The 21,123-nt window shown below is 68.9% G+C and carries 17 protein-coding genes; 4 read left to right on the forward strand and 13 right to left on the reverse strand.

The genetic code is table 11. The features are described from left to right. Positions 1-48: 48 nt before the first annotated feature. From cydC to G4H71_RS06510, 5 genes are all read right to left on the reverse strand, one after another. Positions 49-1,821, reverse strand: coding sequence for a thiol reductant ABC exporter subunit CydC (gene cydC / locus G4H71_RS06490; RefSeq protein ID WP_083342811.1), 1,773 nt, complete (start codon positions 1,819-1,821; stop codon positions 49-51). Then, positions 1,814-3,553 (reverse strand): thiol reductant ABC exporter subunit CydD, encoded by a 1,740-nt coding sequence (cydD, locus tag G4H71_RS06495; RefSeq protein ID WP_072736139.1) that lies wholly within the window; start codon positions 3,551-3,553, stop codon positions 1,814-1,816. Before cydD ends, cydC begins: the two co-directional genes overlap by 8 nt. Beyond that, positions 3,550-4,587, reverse strand: coding sequence for a cytochrome d ubiquinol oxidase subunit II (cydB, locus tag G4H71_RS06500; RefSeq protein ID WP_072736140.1), 1,038 nt, complete (start codon positions 4,585-4,587; stop codon positions 3,550-3,552). Before cydB ends, cydD begins: the two co-directional genes overlap by 4 nt. 12 nt (positions 4,588-4,599) lie before the next feature. Next, positions 4,600-6,096, reverse strand: a complete 1,497-nt coding sequence (locus G4H71_RS06505; protein WP_072736141.1) for a cytochrome ubiquinol oxidase subunit I — start codon at positions 6,094-6,096, stop codon at positions 4,600-4,602. A 169-nt stretch (positions 6,097-6,265) separates the two neighbouring features. Next, on the reverse strand, positions 6,266-7,126 hold the full coding sequence (locus tag G4H71_RS06510; protein WP_072736142.1) for an aminodeoxychorismate lyase: 861 nt from the start codon (positions 7,124-7,126) through the stop codon (positions 6,266-6,268). 155 nt (positions 7,127-7,281) lie between these two features. On the opposite strand from G4H71_RS06510, the gene ygfZ reads away from it, so the two are divergent. The 4 genes from ygfZ to G4H71_RS06530 all read left to right on the forward strand — a co-directional run bounded on the left by ygfZ (position 7,282) and on the right by G4H71_RS06530 (position 10,434). Beyond that, complete coding sequence (gene ygfZ / locus G4H71_RS06515) at positions 7,282-8,421, forward strand: CAF17-like 4Fe-4S cluster assembly/insertion protein YgfZ (protein ID WP_072736143.1); 1,140 nt, start codon at positions 7,282-7,284, stop codon at positions 8,419-8,421. Beyond that, the gene (locus G4H71_RS06520; protein WP_072736144.1) at positions 8,418-9,083 is read left to right on the forward strand and encodes an MOSC domain-containing protein; all 666 of its coding nucleotides are present in this window, start codon (positions 8,418-8,420) and stop codon (positions 9,081-9,083) included. Before ygfZ ends, G4H71_RS06520 begins: the two co-directional genes overlap by 4 nt. Next, positions 9,080-10,060: an asparaginase gene (locus tag G4H71_RS06525; RefSeq protein ID WP_072736145.1), complete on the forward strand. Its 981-nt coding sequence runs from the start codon at positions 9,080-9,082 to the stop codon at positions 10,058-10,060. Before G4H71_RS06520 ends, G4H71_RS06525 begins: the two co-directional genes overlap by 4 nt. Before the next feature lie 203 nt (positions 10,061-10,263). Further along, the gene (locus G4H71_RS06530; protein WP_072736146.1) at positions 10,264-10,434 is read left to right on the forward strand and encodes a DUF3073 domain-containing protein; all 171 of its coding nucleotides are present in this window, start codon (positions 10,264-10,266) and stop codon (positions 10,432-10,434) included. 235 nt (positions 10,435-10,669) lie between these two features. Here G4H71_RS06530 and purM read toward each other — a convergent pair whose 3' ends face one another. The 8 genes from purM to G4H71_RS06570 all read right to left on the reverse strand — a co-directional run bounded on the left by purM (position 10,670) and on the right by G4H71_RS06570 (position 21,065). Further along, positions 10,670-11,749: a phosphoribosylformylglycinamidine cyclo-ligase gene (gene purM, locus G4H71_RS06535; RefSeq protein ID WP_072736147.1), complete on the reverse strand. Its 1,080-nt coding sequence runs from the start codon at positions 11,747-11,749 to the stop codon at positions 10,670-10,672. Positions 11,750-11,988: 239 nt separating this feature from the next. Beyond that, on the reverse strand, positions 11,989-13,593 hold the full coding sequence (gene purF, locus G4H71_RS06540; protein ID WP_072736148.1) for an amidophosphoribosyltransferase: 1,605 nt from the start codon (positions 13,591-13,593) through the stop codon (positions 11,989-11,991). 106 nt (positions 13,594-13,699) lie between these two features. Beyond that, positions 13,700-14,089, reverse strand: coding sequence for a sterol carrier family protein (locus tag G4H71_RS06545; RefSeq protein ID WP_072736149.1), 390 nt, complete (start codon positions 14,087-14,089; stop codon positions 13,700-13,702). A gap of 32 nt (positions 14,090-14,121) precedes the next feature. After that, positions 14,122-14,787, reverse strand: coding sequence for a CPBP family intramembrane glutamic endopeptidase (locus G4H71_RS06550; RefSeq protein ID WP_139183125.1), 666 nt, complete (start codon positions 14,785-14,787; stop codon positions 14,122-14,124). Between the two features lie 21 nt (positions 14,788-14,808). Continuing rightward, positions 14,809-16,581, reverse strand: coding sequence for an alpha/beta hydrolase (locus G4H71_RS06555; protein ID WP_072736151.1), 1,773 nt, complete (start codon positions 16,579-16,581; stop codon positions 14,809-14,811). A 3-nt stretch (positions 16,582-16,584) separates the two neighbouring features. Next, positions 16,585-18,864, reverse strand: a complete 2,280-nt coding sequence (gene purL, locus G4H71_RS06560) for a phosphoribosylformylglycinamidine synthase subunit PurL (RefSeq protein WP_072736152.1) — start codon at positions 18,862-18,864, stop codon at positions 16,585-16,587. Positions 18,865-19,039: 175 nt separating this feature from the next. Then, complete coding sequence (locus G4H71_RS06565; RefSeq protein WP_169847106.1) at positions 19,040-20,284, reverse strand: HNH endonuclease signature motif containing protein; 1,245 nt, start codon at positions 20,282-20,284, stop codon at positions 19,040-19,042. Between the two features lie 142 nt (positions 20,285-20,426). Continuing rightward, positions 20,427-21,065: a class I SAM-dependent methyltransferase gene (locus G4H71_RS06570; protein ID WP_246442516.1), complete on the reverse strand. Its 639-nt coding sequence runs from the start codon at positions 21,063-21,065 to the stop codon at positions 20,427-20,429. Positions 21,066-21,123 lie beyond the last annotated feature (58 nt).

Genomic DNA, 21,123 nt, shown 5'->3' on the forward strand with positions numbered 1-21,123 from the left:
ACGCGGTCGGTGAATTCCGGAAGCGTCAGCGGCTAGCGGGCAGCCACCTCACGTGTCCGTATGTCCTTCAACTTCAGACCACCTCCTTCCTCGTGTATCCGAGAAACTACTCGCGGCCGCGGAGTTCGGCAATGGATTTTCCACAGCCGCTCCGTGGACGTGAATCACCTGGTCGACGCCGATATCCTCCGGCAACTGATGGGTGACGACGACGACCGTCCGGTCGGCACCGACCAGTGGGGTGTCGCCGGAGAGCCCGTCACGGGACAGCAGCCGCCGGAGCAGGTTCGCCCCGGCTCCGGCATCGAGGTGCTCGGTCGGTTCGTCGAGCAACAGGACATTCGCGGGTGACAGCAGGGCACGCGCCAGGAGCAATCGACGACGTTGCCCGCCGGACAGCGCCCGGGCCCCACCATCGAGTGAGGTGTCGAGTCCGTCCGGCAGTCCCGCCAGCCACTCCCCCAGCCCGACGGCGACGAGCGCGGCTCGGGCCTGCCTCTCGTCCACATCTCCCCGAGCCACCCTCAGGTTCTCGAGCACCGACGTGTCGAACAGGTGGGCGTCCTCGGCGAAGAACCCGATGTGCCGGCGCAGGTCGTCGGCGCGGATGCGGCTCAGCTCGAGGCCGTCGGCGCGTACCGAGCCCGCCACCGGTTCGAGGATGCCCGCCAACGTCATGAGGAGCGTGGTCTTTCCCGCTCCGCTGGCCCCCACCACCGCGATCCGGGTACCCGGTGCGAGATCCAGGTCGACCGGCGCCGTGGCGCGGCCACCGGGCCGGCCGCATCGCAATTCCCGCGCCGTCAGCGATCCGCCTCCTGCCCAGTCGCAGTCACCACCGGGCCCCACATCGGCGGCCTCGTCGAGGATCGCGAGGATGCGCCGGGCGGCGATCCTGCCGCGGCCGAGGGCGATCGCGGCATCGGGCAGCGCCGAGGTCGCCTCGAATGCGGACAGCGGAAGCAGGACGAGAATGCCCAGGGCCATCGGACTCATGGTTCCCGACCCGTACAGCTCCATGCCGATCAGCAGGGATCCGAGCACGCTGGCACCGATGGCCAGTGGTGTCGCCGCGGAGGCGAAACCGTTCGGAATCGCGGCGCGGTCCGCAGACCGGACCGCCTCGTCCTCGGCCGTCGCGGCCCGGTCGCGCGCGTCACCGAGCCGGCCGGCGACGAGCAGCTCGGTGGCATGATCGAGGGCGGTGACCGCGGCCTCGCTGTAGCGGGCCCGCGCCGCGGCCGCACGCTGCTCGGCCTCCCGCGCAGCGCGCGCCGCGAGGACGGGCGCCACGATTCCCGAGACGGCGAGAGCCGCCGCGAGAACCACAGCCGCCGCGGGCGAGATCAGCACGAGGATCCCGACGGCGGCGATCGCCATCAGTATCGCGACGGCGATCGGCACGATCGCCCGGACCACGACGTCGCCCAGAGTGTCGACATCGGATCCGGTGCGGGCCAGAAGATCTCCGCGGCGCAGGCCCATCGTCGCCGCGGGATTGCCGTCGGCGAGTCTGCGGTAGATGTTCGCTCGCGCCGCCGTCGTCCCGTGGAGCGCGGTATCGTGCGTGGTGAGCCGTTCGATGTACCGGAATACGCCCCGGGAGATGCCCAGTGCCCGCACCGCGACGACCGCGACGCTGAGGTCGAGGACGGGCGGCATCTGCCAGGCACGGGTGATCAACCATGCGGACAGCGCGGCGAGCGCCAGGGCGCTGCCGAGTGTGGCGGCCCCGGCGGCGACCGCGGCGAGCACTCGCCGCGGTCGGAGGTCGAGGAGTGCGATACCGCGGACCAGCGGGTCCGTACGCCAGTCAGCCATGCAGAGCCCCTCCGTTCTGCCGGAACGCCGGAGGTTCGGGGAGCAATTCCTCTCGGGACTCGACGGGGACGACCCGGTCCGCCGCCGCCAGCACCGACGGGCGGTGGCCGACGACGACGACCGTCCGTCCCTCGTCGGCCAGTGTCCGCAGCGCGCGCAGTATGGTCGCCTCGGTGGTCTCGTCGAGGTGTGCTGTCGGCTCGTCGAGCAGCAGTACGGGCCGCCCCGACGCGAGGACTCGCGTGAGCGCCAGTCGTTGCCGCTGCCCCAGCGACAATCCGGTGCCGTCGACCCCGATCACCGTGTCCCACCCGTCCGGCAGCTCCGCGAGAACCTCGTCGAACCCCGTTGCCGCGCAGTATGCGTCGATATCCTCGACCGGTCCGGACAGCTCGATGTTCTCGCGGACGGTGCCCGGCGTGAGCACCGGGCGCTGTGGGAGCCACCCGATGTTCGACCACCATCGCTGCGGCTCGATCTGCTGCACCGGACGGCCGTTCACCCGTACCGAGCCGTGATCGGGGTCGGCCACGCCGAGAATCGTCAGGAGCGCCGTCGACTTTCCCGAGCCGTTGGCACCGGTGAGCACCGTGATCTGCCCGGGTTCGACCGCCGCGGACAGTTCGTGCGGGGCCTCTCCGCTGCGCCCGGCCACGCTCAACCGGTCGAGTTCGATCCGGATCCGTTCCGTCGGAGCAGGCGCATCGCCACGCGCAGGTCGACTCTCCCGGCGGTCGATCACCTCGAACGCCCTGCTCGCGGCTGCCATCCCGTCTTCCGCCGCGTGGAACTGCGCGCCGACCTTCCGGAGCGGCAGATAGACCTCGGGGGCGAGGATGAGCGCGACGATGCCGGGTTCGAGCGGCATACCCCCGTACACCAGCCGCAATCCGATGCTGACCGCGACGAGCGCGACACACAGGGTGGCGAACAGTTCCAGCACCATCGACGACAGGAAGGCCACGCGCAACGCCGACATGGTGGTTCGGCGATGTTCCTCGCCGAGTTCCCGTACCCGGGTCTCCGGCCCCTTCTCCCGACCGAGCGCCCGCAGCGTAGGCAACCCCGCGAGCAGATCGAGCAGCTGCGAGGACAACGCGGTCATCGCGGCCAGGGTGCGCCTGGCCTTCCCCTTGGTCAACAGCCCGATCAGAATCATGAACGTGGGAATGATGGGGAGGGTCACCAGAATGATCAGCGCCGACGTCAGATCCTGCCAGGCGATGACGATCCAGGTCGCCGGAGTGAGCGTGGCGACCAGGACGAGCGCGGGCAGGTAGCCGGTGAGATATGGCCTGAGCCCGGCGATTCCGCGCGTGAGCACGGTGGCGATCTCGTCCCGCCGGGGATCGAGCTCGCGGCCCGGCAGTTCGGTCGCCACGTCGAGGACCTCGGCGCGGAGTTCGGCGACCACACGGTCGGCCGCGCGGTCCGCGAACCGCGTCTGCGACCAGGCGACGACGGCTCGGATCGCAACGGCCCCGGCGAGGATCGTCAGTTCGGTCGCCCATTCCGCAGGGGCGACGGTCCGGGTGGTGATGATGCCGGCCAGTACCCGGCCGATCGTCAGCGCGGCGACGACGACCATCGCGACGTCGATGACCGCGAGCACCACGGTGAGTACCAGGTAGCCGCGTGCCGACGCCGAGTACTTCCATAGCCTCGGGTCGACCGGGCCTCTGGGACGCTCCGCGCGGGAGCTGCGCGGAGCGTCCCCGACCTCGATGCTCATCGAGACTTGGCCGGCAGACCGATCGACGGCGGAATCTGGTCGGCAGAGATCCGCTTGCGGAACACCCAGTACGTCCATCCCTGGTAGATCAGGACCACCGGTGTCATGAAGGCCGCCGCCCAGGTCATGATCTTCAACGTGTAAGGGCTCGACGAGGCGTTCTCGATGGTCAGGCTCCATGCCGGGTCCAGCGTGGAGGGCATGACATCCGGGAACAGCGAGCCGAACAGCAGCACGATGGTCGCGACGATCGCGAAAGTGGTCAGCAGGAACGCCCAGCCTTCGCGGTCGAGCTGGGTGAAGATCACGACACCCACCAGGGCGACCGCGCCGATGCCCACCATCGCCCACGTCCATCCGGTGCCGTAGGCGAGTTGGGTCCACAAGACGAATCCGCCCGCAACGGGTACGGCCGGAATCGCCAGCCAGCGGGCCAGTCTCACCGAATCGGTGCGGACGTCGCCCTTCGTCTTGAGCGCGAGGAACACCGCCCCGTGCAGCGCGAAGACGAGCGCCGTCGTGAGACCGCCCAGGAGGGCGTAGGGATTGAGCAGGTCGAAGAAGCTCGAGGTGACTTCCTTGTCTGCGTTGATGTCCACGCCGCGAACAATGTTCGCGAACGCCACACCCCACAGCACCGCGGGCACCCAGGACCCGAAGATGATGCCCCAGTCCGCTCGCCGACGCCAGGTGTCGTCGTCGACCTTGCCGCGCCATTCGATGGCACAGATCCGCAGGATCAAAGCGACGAGGATGATCAGCAGTGGTAGGTAGAAGCCGGAGAACAAGGTGGCGTACCACTCCGGGAACGCCGCGAAGAGAGCACCGCCCGCGGTGATCAGCCACACCTCGTTCCCGTCCCACACCGGCCCGATCGTGTTGAGGACGGCGCGCCTGCGGTTGTCGCCACGTGGGTCCTTCCGGCGGCCCAGCACCGGCATGAGCATGCCGACACCGAAATCGAAGCCCTCGAGTACGAAGTATCCCGTGAAGAGCACGGCGATGAGGATGAACCAGACTTCCTGCAGTCCCATGACCGGGCCTTCCTAGTACGCGAACGAGAGTTTCTCGGGCTCACCGGAATCGTCCGGCTCGTCCGGCTCATCTCCTGGTGGATGTCGGTCGTGGTCGGACGGTCCGGCGATCGCGTACCTGCGGATGAGTCCGAACCAGATGACGAACAACGCGCCGTAGACGAGCGTCAGCGTGATCAGCGATACCCACACCGTCCCCACCGAATGGTTGGACACGCCCATGTCGACGGTCAGCCGGATCATGTCCACGCCGGTGGGATTGGGATGCACCACCCAGGGCTGACGGCCCATCTCGGTGAAGATCCAGCCCGCGCTGTTGGCCAGGAACGGGGTGGGAATCGCCGCGATCGACAGGACCGAGAACCACTTCTGGTCCGGTACCCGGCCGCGCCTGGTGACCCAGAGCCCGGCGAGAGCCAGTGCAGCCGAACCGACCCCGAGGCCGATCATCGCGCGGAACGACCAGTAGGTGACGAAGAGATTGGGCCGGTAGTTGCCGGGACCGAACCGCTCCTCGTACTGCACCTGGAGATCCTCGACGCCCTGGAGTTCGACGTCGCTGAACCGCCCCTCGGCGAGGTACGGGAGAATGTACGGCAGCTCGATCAGGTGCGTGACGCTGTCGCAGTTGTTGTGGGTACCCACGGTGAGGATCGAGAACTTCGGATCCGTCTCGGTGTGACACAGGGATTCGGCGGAGGCCATCTTCATCGGCTGCTGCTGGAACATGAGTTTGGCCTGGATGTCTCCGGTGACGATCAGAGCGACGCCGGACAGGATCATCACCAACATGCCCAGGCGAGCTGCCGGACGATGCATGACCCGGGCGTCCTCGACGAGTTCACTCGCCTGGGGCTCCGGTGCCGTCTTCGCCGCGCGCATGTTGCGGACCATCCACCAGCCGGCGATACCGGCGACGAAAGTCCCGGCGGTCAGGAAGGAGCCCGCCACGGTGTGCGGGAACGCGGCGAGAGCCGTGACGTTGGTCATCATCTCCCAGATACTCGAGAGTTCGGCACGGCCGGTTTCCGGGTTGTACACCGCGCCCACCGGATGCTGCATGAACGAGTTGGCCGCGATGATGAAGTACGCGGACGCGTTGACGCCGATCGCGACGAGCCAGATCGTCGCCAGGTGAACGAGTTTGGGTAGCCTTCCCCAGCCGAAGATCCACAGCCCGATGAAGGTCGATTCGAGGAAGAAGGCGACGAGTCCCTCGAGTGCGAGTGGTGCACCGAAGACGTCACCGACGAATCGGGAGTACTCGCTCCAGTTCATCCCGAACTGGAACTCCTGGACGATTCCGGTCGCGACGCCGAGCGCGAAGTTGATGAGGAAGAACTTGCCGAAGAACTTGGTGAGCCGGTACCAGTGATCCTTCTTCGTGATCACCCACATCGTCTGCATGATCGCGATCATCGGCGCGAGTCCGATGGTCAGCGGCACGAAGATGAAGTGATAGACGGTGGTGATGCCGAACTGCCACCGGGAGACATCCAAGACATCCATGGCTACTCCGAAACTGGGCCCATAGGACAGCTTTCGGGCCGACGCGCGGGCGGGTGCGCATCGTCCCTGCTGATCAACGTACTGCGATCGAACTGCTATCGCAGGACTTTGATACTACGCAACGTAGTAGAAAAGCCGCCCCTCGGGCCAGGTGATGCGTACCACCTGGTCACCGAGCCGGATCGCGCTCCACCGCGAGATCCACCAGAGCCCGGAAATCGTCCGCCCAGGCCGGCTCCGCGAGTGTCAGCCCGTCCAGCCTGCGAACCCGGGCCGCGAGCGTGATACTCGAGATCAGCCAAACGCCGTCGGCGGTAATGAGATCCGCGGGACGCAGCGGCGTGTACTCGCACCGGAAGCCCTTCGATCCGGCGACCTCGAACAGCGCCTTCTGTGTCGTTCCCGGCAGAATCCCCTGCTCGAGCGGCGGCGTGATCAGAGTCTTGTCGCGAGCGATCACCACGGTCGATCGCGGGCCCTCGAGCACCCGGCCCTCACTGCTGACGAAGATGACGTCGTCCGCGCCGTGCACCCCGGCGTAACGCAGTGCCGCCATGTTGGTGGCGTAGGAGAGCGTCTTGGCACCCAGGAGCAGCCACGGGGCACTGGTCCCGAGGTCCACCGAGTAGCCGCGCTCGAGCGTCATCACGGACACGCCCTCGTCCCGCACCCGCGCCACCCGATCCGGCAGCGGCGCGACGGTGACGTAGGCGGTCGGCTCACCGCCGATCTCGCGGCCCCGGGTGAGCACGAGCCGCATGGCTCCCTCGCCGTCTCCCGACCACTGCTCCGCGGCGAGCTCCACGGCCAGCCGCCAGTCGTCGAGATCCTGTGCGGGCAGCCCGAGTGCCCGCGCCGACATCGTCAGCCGAGCGAGGTGGGCCTCGAGCTGGAGAACGTTGCCGCCACGCACCAGCAGTGTCTCGAACACACCGTCCCCACGCACCGCACCGAGATCGTCCGCATGCAGCAGAGGCGCGTCCGCGTCCCGCACCTCGTGGTCCAACGTCACCAGCACTCGATCGCCCACGTCATCTCCTCTGTCCCCACCGCACTCAGCTTATCGAGCCGGGCCGGCATCGCCCGCTCCGCGGGCCCGGCCGTCGGCCCGCCCCTTTGCTCGGGTGCCGGGTCACACACGTCCGGCACCCGGGCCCCGCCGGACGAGACCTCTAGAATGGAATCGTGGTCGACAACGAGCCCGTCATCCCCGACCGATCCCCCACCGCCGGACCGCTCCTGTCCGTGCCCGGAGCAGTCCCCGCGCCGGAAGGCAGCCCCGACTCGGGCGTCGCCTGGCATCACGGCGATCCCTTCGCCGAACAACGCGCCGCCGAACGTGCCGCCGTGGTGATCGATCGATCCCATCGCACCGTTCTCGCACTCGAAGGGCCGGAGCGGCTGTCCTGGCTGCACACGATCTCGAGCCAGCACGTGGCCGACCTCGCCGACGGGGCCGGCGCCGAGAACCTCAGCCTGGATCTGAACGGGCGGATCGAGGACCACTTCGTCCTCGCCGACCTGGACGGCACGACCTGGATCGACACCGAGAACGCCCGCGGTGCCGCGCTCGCCGGCTTCCTGCGCAAGATGGTGTTCTGGGCGAAGGTCGAGGTGAAGGACGACGACGCCCTGGCCGTTCTCTCCGTCCTCGGGCCCGAGGCACCGTCGATCCTCGCCGCGGTCGACGCGCCGGTCCCGGACGGCGCCTATTCCGCCCTGCCGCTGCCCGGCGGCGGATTCGTTCGGCGGATGCCGTGGCCGACCGCACACTCCTTCGACCTGCTGGTACCCCGCGACGACCTGCGCAGGTGGTGGGACGCACTGACCGCCGCCGGGGCACGCGCCGCCGGTTCCTGGGCCTTCGAGGCGCTGCGGGTCGGCGCACTGCGCCCGCGCCTCGGTGTCGATACCGACGAACGCACCATTCCCCACGAGGTGCACTGGATCGGCGCACCCGACGAGCGGGGCGCCGTCCACCTCGACAAGGGCTGCTACCGCGGCCAGGAGACGGTCGCCCGCGTCCACAACCTCGGGAAGCCGCCCCGTCATCTCGTCCTGCTACACCTCGACGGCAGCGCGGACACCCTTCCCGAGACCGGCGAGCAGGTCACCGCGGGCGGACGGGCCGTCGGCCGGATCGGCACCGTGGTGCACCACTACGAGCTCGGCCCGATCGCGCTCGCACTGGTCAAGCGCTCCGTCCCCGCCGACACCGAACTGGCGGCGGGCCCCGCGGCGGCGTCCATCGACGCCGACTCGATCCCCGCCGACGACCGTGTCCAGGCCGGGCGCGCCGCCGTCGACCGGTTGCGCGGACGATGACCGGGCGGCTGCTCGCGGTGTGCCTCCTGCACACCGAACGCGACAGCGGAGTTCGCCGGGTGCCTCGGACGGCGATCGACAAGCGGCCCGTCGACGGGTCGGTCCCGGTGACGTTCGGCGGCGTCGGCGCGGACTACGTCTGCGACGTGGCGCATCACGGCGGCCCGTTCAAGGCGGTCTACGCCTACGAGGAGGCCGAGGCGCTGCGGTGGGCCGAGGAACTGGGGCGCACTCTCCCGGCCGGATGGTTCGGGGAGAACCTGCGAGTCGCGGGGATACGCGCGACGGACGCGGTGATCGGCGAGCGCTGGCGGATCGGCGACGTCGAACTCGAGGTCACCTCGCCGCGCACCCCCTGCGCCACCTTCGCGAACTGGGCCGGCGAACCACGCTGGGTGAAGCGCTTCACCGAGCGGGCCGACACCGGCACCTACCTCCGTGTCCTCCGGGAAGGCACGGTGCGGGCCGGTGACTCGATCGAGCGGATCTCCGTGCCCGACCACGGCGTGACCGTTCGCGACGTCTTCACCGGTCACGACGCGGACCTGCTGTCCACACTCGCATCGTCCGGTCTCGACCTCGCTCCGAGCACCACCGAGAAGATCGCGTACCACCTGCGCCGCGTCGGCGCCGACACCCCGGGAGCCGAGGTGTCGCGATGAGCGTCGAACTGGTCGAGGTCGTCCGCTCCGGGTTCCGCGAGTGCGTCCACCGCGGTTCACTCGTCGTACTCGACCCGACCGGAGAACCCCTGTTCGCGCTCGGTGAGGTCCAGACGCCGATCTACCCGCGTTCGGCCAACAAGCCGTGGCAGGCGGTCACCATGCTGCGCCACGGCTTCGCACCGGAGAGCCCCGAGGAACTCGTCCTCGCGACCGCCTCCCACGAAGGCGAATCCGACCACGTCGAACTGGTCCTGCAACTGCTGGCCCGGCACGGCCTGTCCGAATCCGACCTGCGCTGCCCTCCGGCACTGCCCGCGAACGAGCTCGCCCACGCCGAACTCCTCGCCGCGGGCGAGCTCCCCCGGCCCGTCTACATGAACTGTTCCGGCAAGCATGCCGCCATGCTCGCCACCTGCGTGGTCAACGGCTGGCCCACCAACGGCTACCTCGAACCCACGCACCCGATGCAGCTCGCGGTGACGGAGACGTTCGGGGATCTGGTCGGCGAGGAGGAACTCGAGTACGGGATCGACGGCTGCGGTCTGCCGATCGTCCCGCTCTCGCTGACCCGGCTGGCGGCGAGCTTCGCGCGGCTGGTGCTGGCAGCGCCGGAGACCCCCGAACGCGCCGTCGCCGATGCCGTCCGGGAACACCCGTACCTCGTGTCCGGAACCGGCAAGGACGACCTGCTGCTCATGTCCACCGTGCCGGGGCTGTTCACGAAGTCCGGTGCCGAGGGCGTGCTCGTCGGTGCACTGCCCGACGGGACGTCGTTCGCCTTCAAGGTCGAGGACGGCTCGGAACGGGCCCGGCTGCCGCTGGCCGCTGCGCTGGTTCACCGGCTCGGCGTGGAATGGGCCACCGAGCGGCACGGCGCGGAATCGACTACCGAGTTGGCAGCCCTCGCGTCGAGGCCGGTGCTCGGCGGAGGCGCACGAGTCGGGACCGTACGCGCCGTCCCCGGGTTGTTCTGACGACCCTCCGCATCCCGTTCGCGCGTCGTATCGAGGCATCTGTCCAGCTCAACCGTGCGATGAGACCAACCAGACACAGCGGTAGCCGGGGGATGGAAGCGGAAGCGACTTTTCCACGCTAAAGTGTGGGGCAGGAACATACACACTGATACGGGGCCGCCAAATTCCCCAGGCCGCCCCGCGAAAGCGCGAGGGGGTCAGCCATGGGCCGCGGCCGGGCAAAGGCAAAGCAGACCAAGGTTGCACGTGAGTTGAAGTACAGCGTACCGACCACGGATTTCGAGAGCCTCCAGCGTGAGCTCTCCGGCGGATCGTCCCATCGGGACGACGTCTACTCCGACTCGCGTGACGACGAGGACGACTGGCGCCGCTGATCGACATCCCGCGTCGGTACGGACACCACGTGCGTTCGTAGCGGTCGAGGACACGCGAATGAGGGGGAGCCCCGGAGGCTCTCCCTCATTCGCGTGTCCGCACCTGCCACGTTCGCCTCGCACTCTCCCGATGCCGCACGCAGTACTACCGCACGCAGTACTACGGAGACGACGAACCCCGGCACGGGACCGTCACGAGGACGGCCCCCGAACCGGGGAGTCGAGAAGCGGGCCTCTAGAAGCGCGGGTGGTCGCCGGTCAGGACGGCACGAATCGCCGCCGCGTCGTGGGACTTCTTGATGCTGCCGAGCGTCCAGCAGTCGATGTGGCGGGCAGTGAGAACCGCGAGGGCACGGTCGACGTCCTCCGGCGCGACGATCGCCACCATGCCGACACCCATGTTGAAGGTCTGCTCCATCTCACCGCGCTCGACCCGGCCACGCTGGGCGATCATCCCGAAGATCGGCGCGGGGCTCCAGGTTCCGCGGTCCATCTCGGCGACGAGACCGGCCGGCATGACCCGGGCGAGGTTCGCGGCCAGACCGCCGCCGGTCACGTGACAGAAGGTGCGCACGTCCGTTTCCGCGGCCAGCGCCAGGCAGTCCTTCGCGTAGATCCGGGTGGGCTCGAGCAGTTCCTCGCCGAGGGTGCGGCCGAACTCGTCCACGTGCGCGGTCAGGCTCATGTGGTCGATCTCCAGCAGCACCTTGCGAGCGAGCGAGTAGCCGTTCGAGTGCAGTCCGGACGAACCCATCGCGATCACCACGTCGCCGGGACGCACCCGGTCCGGGCCGAGGATCGCCTCGGCCTCGACGACGCCGACACCGGTGGCGGACAGGTCGTAGTCCCCGTCGGCCATCACGCCGGGGTGCTCCGCCGTCTCACCGCCGAGCAGGGCGCAGCCTGCCTGGATGCATCCCTCGGCGATACCGCCGACGATCTCGGCGACCCGCTCCGGCACGACCCGGCCCACGGCGATGTAGTCCTGCAGGAAGAGCGGCTCGGCGCCACACACGACGAGGTCGTCGACGACCATCGCGACCAGGTCCAGTCCGACGGTGTCGTGCTTGTCGAGCGCCTGCGCCACGGCCAGTTTGGTGCCCACGCCGTCGGTGGAGGCGGCCAGCACCGGCTCCTTGTAGTCGCCCTTGAGCGAGAACAGGCCCGCGAATCCGCCGATTCCGCCGTACACCTCGGGACGGCTGGCCTTCTTCGCGAGCGGGGCGAAGAGTTCGACAGCCCGGTCTCCGGCTTCGATGTCGACTCCTGCCGCTGCGTAGGAGGCGCCGGGGCGACTTGTCGGATCGTCGGTCATGGGGTCTGCACTCCAGCCTTGTCTTGCTCGTGTGGGCAGTCTTGCTCCGTGGGCATTTCCGCAACCGAACACACCGATTGCGCCCTAACGGTACCGGAAGCGCCAACCCCACCACCGCTGCCCCTTCCCCGTGGGTGAACGGACCCTCGACGCCCTCAGACCGGTCGAATGGTCCCTTCACCCATGGGGAGAGGGGCGGGAGGAGTGCGAAAGAAGGGGTGCGAAATCGGAGGGGAGGGTCAGGGGCGGCTGAGCGCGTCGACGTTGTCGTTGTCGTGGGAGGTGACCGTCCCGGCGGCGCTCTCGAGCATGCCTTCGAGGACGTTCTTGCCCATCGAGGACTCGGCGGGCAGTGCGATGGGGTACTCGCCGTCGAAGCAGGCCGCGCACAGACGCGACGCCGGCTGTTCGGTCGCGCCGATCATGCCGTCGATGGAGATGTAGCCGAGCGAGTCGGCGCCGATCGACCGGCGGACGCCCTCGATCATCTCGTCGAAGTCCGCGCGCCCCTCCGAGGTGCCGCCGGCACCGTTCGCGATGAGCTCGGCGGGCGACGCGAAGTCGATGCCGTAGAAGCACGGCCACTTGACCGGCGGCGAGGCGATCCGCACGTGGATCTCCAGCGCACCGGCCTCCCGCAACATCCGGATCAGCGCACGCTGCGTGTTGCCGCGCACGATCGAGTCGTCCACCACCACGAGGCGCTTGCCGCGGATGACCTCGCGCAGCGGATTGAGCTTGAGCCGGATACCGAGCTGGCGGATGGTCTGCGACGGCTGGATGAAGGTGCGGCCGACGTAGGCGTTCTTCATCAGGCCCTGTCCGTACGGAATACCCGAGCCCTGCGCGTACCCGACCGCGGCGGGAGTGCCCGATTCGGGGACCGGGATCACCAGGTCCCCGTCGATCGGGTGCTCCTTCGCGAGCCGACGGCCGATCTCGACCCGGGTGGAGTGCACGGACCGGCCGGCGATGACACTGTCCGGCCGCGCGAGGTAGACGTACTCGAACACGCAGCCCTTCGGCTCGGGGCTCGCGAACCGGGAGGAGCGGACGCCGTCGGCGTCGATCGCCAGCAGTTCGCCGGGCTCGATGTCCCGCACGAATGCGGCACCGACGATGTCGAGCGCCGCGGTCTCGCTCGCGACCACCCAGCCGCGGTCGAGCCGGCCGAGGCACAGCGGACGGACGCCGTGCGGATCGCGAGCGGCGTAGAGGGTGTTCTCGTCCATGAAGGTCAGGCAGAACGCGCCGCGCAGCGTCGGGAGCAGCGCCATCGCGGCCTGCTCGATGCTGGTGTCCGCGGCGGCGTGGGCGAGCAGCGCACCGACGAGGTCGGAGTCCGAGGTGGCTGCGGGGAGCCGATCGTCCACGAGGCCGGCTTCCCGGGCCCGGTGGGCGAGCTCGGCGGTGTTGACGAGGTTGCCGTTGTGTCCGAGTGCGATGCCGCTCCCCGCGGCGGTGGTGCGGAAGATCGGCTGAGCATTTTCCCAGGTGGTCGAGCCGGTGGTCGAGTAGCGACAGTGGCCGACGGCGACATGCCCCGGCATGGCGCCGAGGGTCTGCTCGTCGAACACCTGGCTGACCAGGCCCAGATCCTTGAACACGAGCACCTGGGAGCCGTCCGCGACGGCGATGCCCGCTGCCTCCTGACCACGATGCTGGAGGGCGTAGAGCCCGTAGTAGCTCAGCTTCGCGACGTCCTCACCCGGCGCCCACACGCCGAAGACACCACATTCCTCGCGGGGCTCGTTCTCCTCGGCGTCCGGCCCGGGCACGGCCGGGTCGATTCGTCCGGGTGCGAGAAGATTCGGACTGTGGACCGACAGATCGGCACGAGACACCGAGGGCTCCCTTGGGTGGAGGGATGTACGGGGGGCACTCCAAGTCTACGTCCCGACGGCGGTCGCTATTCCGGGAGCAGTCGACTCCCCCTGATCGCGTGACCGGTCACACACCCGGGACGACGGGCAGCCAGTGGCCGATCTCGCCGGCCCGGCTCCCCGATGCGGTCGCCGTGCCCGCCGCGACGGCGTCGTCGAGGTGCGCCAGCCCGGTCGCGAGCAGCAACCAGGTCCGGGGATCGGTCTCCACCACGTTCGGTGGGGTGCCTCGGGTGTGTCGGGGCCCCTCGATGCACTGGACGGCCACGAACGGCGGCACCCGCAGTTCCACACTCGACCCCGGAGCGATCTGTTCCAGGGTGCGGGCGCTGAGCCGCACCGCCGCGGCGAGCTCGCTGCGCGCGGGAGCCGCGTCGGTGTCCCCTCGCAGCCACGGGATCACGGCGAGCATCGAGTTCCGGAGTTCGGCGGGATCGACGGCGCGGCGTGGCGGCATGTCCCCAACCTACGATGCCCGCCGGGCCCGGATCACCGAGGGGCGGAGCGGGCCACCACGTGCGTGCGGGCCGCCGCCACGGCGGCGCCTGCCCCACCGACGTTGATCGTCAGATGCAGGAGGGCAGGCGCGAGCACGCTCCCCGTGTGTCGGCGCAGCGCGTCGAAGAGGAGCACGGATGCCCCCGTCACCGCGACGGTCCCGAGGACGTGGTCTCCCGCGGCGCGGGCCGGCTGCACGTGCCACAGGCCGAACGCCGTCGCGTGCAGAGCCGTGCGGGCGGCCGGGGACCAGCCTCGCGACGTCGATGCCGACAGTGCGCCCCGGAACAACAATTCCTCCGCGACCACGGTCCCGACCGGGATGTGCAGGAACATCCATTCGACCGTGTCGGGGCGCTCCTCGTGACGCACCAGGCGATGCCGCAGCGCAGGCACCGAGTACATCAGCCCGTAGCCGGCGAGCGGGATCGCGCCGACGGCGAGTCCCCGAGTCAGTCCCCGCATCGCCTGGTGGCGGGACATCCCGGTCTCCTCGGCGCCGAAACCGGCGGCACGTACCGCCGCGACGGCACCGACACCTGCCGCCGCGTTCGCGACGGCGCGACCGCGGGGGCTCAGTCCGAGCCGGGGCAGCACCGCGTTGTTCCACGCGACCGCCACCGCGGCGAGCGCGAGGGCGGGGAGTCTCTGTCTCACGGAATCACCTCGGGCCACCGGCTATTTCTCGGGCCCGGAGGTGTCGATGTATCGCTGCAGCGTGGTGCGGGCACGTTCGGTGTCCTCCGCCGTCCATCCTTCGGGCTGGGCGACTGCCACCCAGCCGTCCAGTACCAGTGTGCCGTAGTTGTGGCCGTGCCCGTCCGGAACTCCCGCCGCATTCGTCAGATCCGCCGACACCTGCCAGAACGTGACGAACGGGAACCACTTCATGGACGGAGTGCGGTCGGGGCCCGGCGGTTCGTGCAACCAGTCCGGCCGCGTGAACATCAGATCGGGCGACCACCAGACCACGGGATCCGTGGCGTGCTGGAGATACAGCACCCGCGGCGACAGCCACTCGGTGCCGTCGGCCGCGAGATCCGTCGAGTCGTCCGCGAACCGGACGAGCAGCCCGTCCGCATATCTGGGGGCGATCTCGGTGCTCCCCGGGTCGCGGCGGGCGACGAGCGAACCCCACAGGGGGTTCGAGTTCGGCGGCCCCACCCACAGGACGCCGTCCACCTTGGAGCGCACGTCACCGAGATCGGTGAACGCCCCCTCCCCCGCCTGAGTGCCGAGACTCTCGCCGTAGACCATCAGGCGGGGACGGGTCTCCGCCGGCTCCTGCAACCACCGTTCGCGGACCCGCTCGATGAGCAGCTTCCCGGCCTCCGCCGCCTTGTCCCGATCGGCGAGGAAGGAAATCCAGCTCGGCAGGTACGAGTACTGTGCGGCGACCAGGGCACTGTCGCCGTTGTGGACGAGTTCGATCGCCTCGGCCGCGGTCGGATTGACCCACCCCGTTCCCGTCGTCGGGATGACGACGAGGACGCTGCGGGAGAAGGCCCCGGTGCGCTCGAGTTCGCGGATGACCACGTCCATCCGTTCGTCCGGGGTGTCGGCCGTCTCGAGCCCGGCGTACACCCGGATCGGCTCGCTCGCGGGGCGCCCGCTGGACGCTTCGAGGTCCTCGGCGTGCAGACCACGCGAGACGAAGTCCCGGCCCTGGAATCCCAGGGTGTCCCACGGCGCGTGGGAATCGGGGCTTCCGGATCGCTCGGGCGCGGTGGGCTGTTCGGCACCGTCGCGGGTCGTGGTGTTCTCGAGGCTGAACATGTTGTTGATCGCCGAGTAGCTGCCGCGCAGGAGCACCCCGTCGATCAGCAGCAGCGACAACACGGTCACCACGATCACCCCGATCGTCGTCGCGACCGGGATGGACAGCCGCAGCATCCGGATCAGCCGCCCGGCGATCCAGCGGACGATGTCGCGCAGCACCCGCCACACGGCGACGATCGTGGCGGCGACGAGGAGGCTCAACACCCCGGTTCGGATGTAGCCGGACGTGGTGGTGCCCTCCGCGTCCATCAGGCGGGCGATCTCGCGCTGCCAGCCGGCCGAATACACGAGCATCACGACGGACACCACGATCGAGGTCGTCGCCACGAACACCTTCACCGCCGACGCCCACGGCTCCGGCAGCGGCCACCAGGAACGCTTCCGCAGGAACCAACGGCGCACGGCCCATCCCGTCGCCGTTCCGAGCGCGTACCCGATGGCGGCGTTGATACCGCCGATCAGCCCCTGGAAGAGCCAGTCACGGGGCAGCAGCGACGGGGTCAGCGACCAGCTGAAGAACAGGGCTGCGAAGGCCAGGCCGGTGAAGTCCAGGCGAAGGAAGTCCCAGGCGGGGTCGAGAACAGGACCGTGCAGCCGCGCCGGGTCGATCAGCCTCGGGGAGTGCTCCCGAGGCTGTTCCGGTAACCGCTCCTGTGTCCTGGACTCGGTCACGCATCACCCGAACAGGGCAGGCAGTGTTCCCTCGAAGGTCTCCCGCAGCTCGGCCAGCGTGACCGAGAACTGACCCTGCACCTCGACGGAGTCGGACCCTTCGTCCACCACGCCGATCCGTGTCCACGGCAGGCCACGCGCCGTGCACATCCCGGTGAACCGGGTTTCCTCGGTGCGCGGGACGGCGACGAGCACGCGGCCGGTGGACTCGGAGAACAACGTGACGAACGGATCGGCGTCTTCGGGGAGCAGGATCCGGCACCCGGTTTCGCCCGCGAGCGCTGCCTCGACGACGGCTTGCGCGAGTCCTCCCTCGGACAGGTCGTGTGCGGCCGAGACGAGCCCGTCCCTGGACGAGGCGAGCAGGATGTCCGCGAGCAGGCGCTCGCGTTCGAGGTCGACCTTCGGGGGGACGCCACCGAGGTGACCGTGCTCGACCTGGGCCCAGATCGAGCCGTCGAACTCGTCGTGGGTGTCGCCGAGCAGGATCAGCGTCTCGCCGGGCTCGAGTCCGAGCCCGGTGGGGATCCGACGACGAACGTCGTCGATGACACCGAGCACCGCGACGACCGGGGTCGGGTGGATCGCGGTGGAACCGGTCTGGTTGTAGAAGCTGACGTTGCCTCCGGTGACCGGAATGCCGAGTTGCGCGCACCCGTCGGCCAGCCCACGGACGGCCTGCTGGAACTGCCACATCACCGCCGGGTCCTCGGGCGATCCGAAGTTCAGGCAGTTGCTCACGGCCTTGGGCGTCGCGCCGGTGACGGCGACGTTGCGGTAGGCCTCGGCGAGCGCGAGCTGCGCACCCGCGTAGGGGTCGAGACGCGTGTACCGGCCCGACGCGTCGGTGGCGAGGGCGATGCCGCGGCCCGTCTCCTCGTCGATGCGGATCACACCGGAGTCGGCGTTCTCGGCGAGCACCGTGTTGCCGCGGACGTACCGGTCGTACTGCTCGGTGATCCACTTGCGGCTGCACAGGGCGGGCGAGGCGATCATCTTCAGCAGGGTTTCGTGCAGTTCGTCGGCAGTGGTGGGGCGCCCCAGCCCCGCCGTGGTGTCGGCGATGAGCGCGTCCTGGCTGTCCGGCCGGCGGAGCGGGCGCTCGTAGACGGGACCCTCGTGGGCAACGGTGCGCGGCGGCACGTCGACGACGGTCTCACCGTGCCAGGAGATCTTCAGCCGATCGTCCTCGGTGACCTCGCCGATCACGGTCGCGAGAACGTCCCACTTGTGGCACACGGCCATGAAGGCGTCGACGTTCTCGGGAGTGACGACGGCACACATCCGCTCCTGCGACTCGCTCGACAGGACTTCGGCGGGCGTCATTCCCGTGGCGCGGGTGGGGACCTTGTCGAGGGTGATGTGCATTCCACCGTCACCGGCGGCGGCGAGTTCGGAGGTGGCACAGGACAGGCCGGCACCACCGAGGTCCTGGATGCCGACGACCAGCTTCTCGCGGTAGAGGTCGAGACAGCACTCGATGAGCACCTTCTCGGTGAACGGGTCCCCGACCTGGACGGCCGGCAGTTTCTTCGGTCGGCCACCGGCAGAGTCGTCGAACGTCTCGGAGGCGAGCACGGAGACACCGCCGATCCCGTCGAGCCCGGTGCGGGCGCCGAACAGGATGATCTTGTTGCCCTCACCGGAGGCGAATGCCAGATGCAGGTCCTCGACCCGCATGGCACCGGCGCACAGCGCGTTGACCAGGGGGTTGCCGTTGTAGCACTCGTCGAAGACGGTCTCGCCGCCGACGTTCGGCAGGCCCAGCGAGTTTCCGTAGCCGCCGACTCCGCGGACGACCCCGTCCACCACGCGACGCGTGTCGGGCGCGTCGGCCGCACCGAACCGGAGCTGGTCCATCACCGCGATGGGTCGGGCTCCCATGGCCATGATGTCGCGGACGATCCCGCCGACGCCGGTGGCTGCACCCTGGTAGGGCTCGACGTAGGACGGATGGTTGTGGCTCTCGACCTTGAAGGTAACCGCCCAGCCGTCGCCGATGTCGACGACGCCGGCGTTCTCGCCGATTCCCGCGAGCATGTGCGCGCGCATCTCGTCGGTGGTGGTTTCACCGAAGTAGCGGAGGTGCACCTTGGACGACTTGTACGAGCAGTGCTCGCTCCACATCACCGAGTACATCGCGAGTTCGGCGTCCGTGGGCCGGCGGCCGAGGATCTCCTTGATGCGGACGTATTCGTCCTCTTTCAGACCGAGCTCTTTGTACGGCTGCACTACCTCGGGGGTTGCGGATGCGTGCGTGACGGTATCGACCTGCGGAGACACAGAGCGTCGGGTCCCTTCCCTGTGGGAGATCAAGAGCGGCAGGCGGGCGCAGACTGCCGCCGACAGTCTACCGGGGTGGGGGTTCACCGGGGACTTTCGGCCCGGCACTCGATCGAGCGTCCACCACTGCCGTGAAACAGATCACAACCGCGCGTGGACCAGCCGGAGCCGGCACTCATGCCGCCGCAGGACTCCCCTCGCTCCGGGAACGGCCGGGAATCGGTTTTCGGATCGGTTCTCGTGCCGGGTCGACGCTCGCCGGTGGGGTGAACACCGGGTGCCTGGTCTTGCCGATCGTCACTTCCCAGTCCGTGGTGTGGAGTAGCCGGTGGTGGGTGCCGCAGAGCAACACGAGGTTGTCGAGGTCGGTGGGTCCGCCGTCTGCCCAATGCCTGATGTGGTGGCCCTCGCACCAGGCGGCGGTGGCTCCGCAGCCCGGGAAGGCGCAGCCACCGTCGCGGGCAGCGAGCGCTGTGCGTTGGGCCCTGGTGACGGTGCGGTGGGTGCGTCCCACACTCAGTGGGGCGCCGTGCTCGTCGAGCACGATTGCGGTGACGTTCGCATCGCAGCCGAGGAGGCGGGCGGTGTTGACCGTGAGGGGCCCCATCCACGGCGACCACGCGATACCCCGCACCTCGGCAAGATCGGCAGGATCAGCGGGGTGCGCATCTGTGTTGTCGGCCGGCCGTGTTCTGCGGGCATACTCCTCGCGCCGATCCTGGCACAGGTCCCGTGCATGCACGTGTACCGACAGGTGCGGACGTTCCCCGCCCTCGACCCCCAACTCGCCGAACGCGAGGAGCATCGACAACAACTGGGCGAGTCCGTCCGCGCGGCGCTGCCGCGGCGGACGAGCATCCGGCGTTCCCTCAGATGCGGGCTGTGGTGCCGAGTACTTCGACAGGGCGGTCAGCAGCATCTCCCCGGTGACCGCGTCCACGTCACCACGAATCGCGACCCGACCATTCAGGGTCTTGGACACATACAGCTCGTTACGGTCGGTGTCCTCCGACGCGGGCTGGTCATCGGATTCGAAGATCGCCTCCAACTTCGCAATCGCCGTGCGGACTCCGTCGGTACGCGCCAACGGCCCGTCCGCCGCCGCCAGCAACGCCGCCACACACCCCGGTAGAGCCTCGGCGGGCATGCCTTTCGGGGGCTTCGTGCAGAACCGGACGATCAGCAACGCATGCTCGAACGCGATCCGACCTTCATCGAACGCCTCCGCCACCGCGGGATGCTCGGCCAACCCGGCACCGAGTTCCACGATCCGCCCCGCCGCACCCGGCGACACCACCGTCACCGACGACAACCACCCCTTCGTCGACGCGAAACCATGATCCTCCCGCGTACACCGGCGTTCCACCTCGGCGACCACAGCGACCCGCTGCGCCTCCCACACCGCGATCTTCGCGCTCAACGCGACAGCGTCACACAACAACTCACGACTGGTCCGTTCCCGAAACGATCCCCCTGATACCCCATACACGAACATTACCTCGAAAGAATGTTCGAAACAAGGTCCTCGGTCACCGATGTCCTGCGAGATAACAACGCCGATCTCAGCGACGACGTGCGACAAGGTGCACGTCGGGGAATCGATGATCCGCATCGGGCCTGCTCACAGTCCTCCAGATCTCCTCGAACCCGGCTTCGTCCAGCGTCTCCGCCAGGCGATCGGGACTCCACCGCCAGGCCCGAGCCACGGCATGGTCGAACTCCCGAACACCGTCGTCGGCGGTCTGGCACGCGATCAGCACGACCGTGCCCGTCCCGAGCCGGCGCGCCCACGTCGCGAACACTTCGGGAACCTCTTCCGGCGGGATGTGAATCACGCTGAACCTGGCGAGAATCGCGGCCACCTCGACGGTCGCGCCCGGTCCTGCCAGGTAGGCATCGTCGCGCAGGAAGCGGCACCCGGGGTAGTTGCGGACAGCGATCTCCCGCATCGCGTCGCTCGGTTCGACACCCACCACGTCGAGTCCTCGCTCCACCAAGTCCGCAGTGACCTGACCCAGCCCGGAACCGACGTCCACCACGACACCTCGGTGACCCGCATCGGTCACCAGATCAGCGAATGCATGCACGACGTGCCGTTCGAGGTGAGTGAGGTAGGGCGACGGGAAGAGCTCCGCATACCGCCTCGCGAGGGCGTCGTACCCCGGTTGAACCAACGGTTCCTGTCTCACTGAACTGTCCACCGGCACATTGTCGTGCAGGGCCGTCTCAGCCGAGACACTTCGGTACCGGGACACGTCA

It is taken from the genome of Rhodococcus triatomae (genome assembly GCF_014217785.1).
Taxonomy (GTDB): Bacteria; Actinomycetota; Actinomycetes; order Mycobacteriales; family Mycobacteriaceae; genus Rhodococcus_F; species Rhodococcus_F triatomae.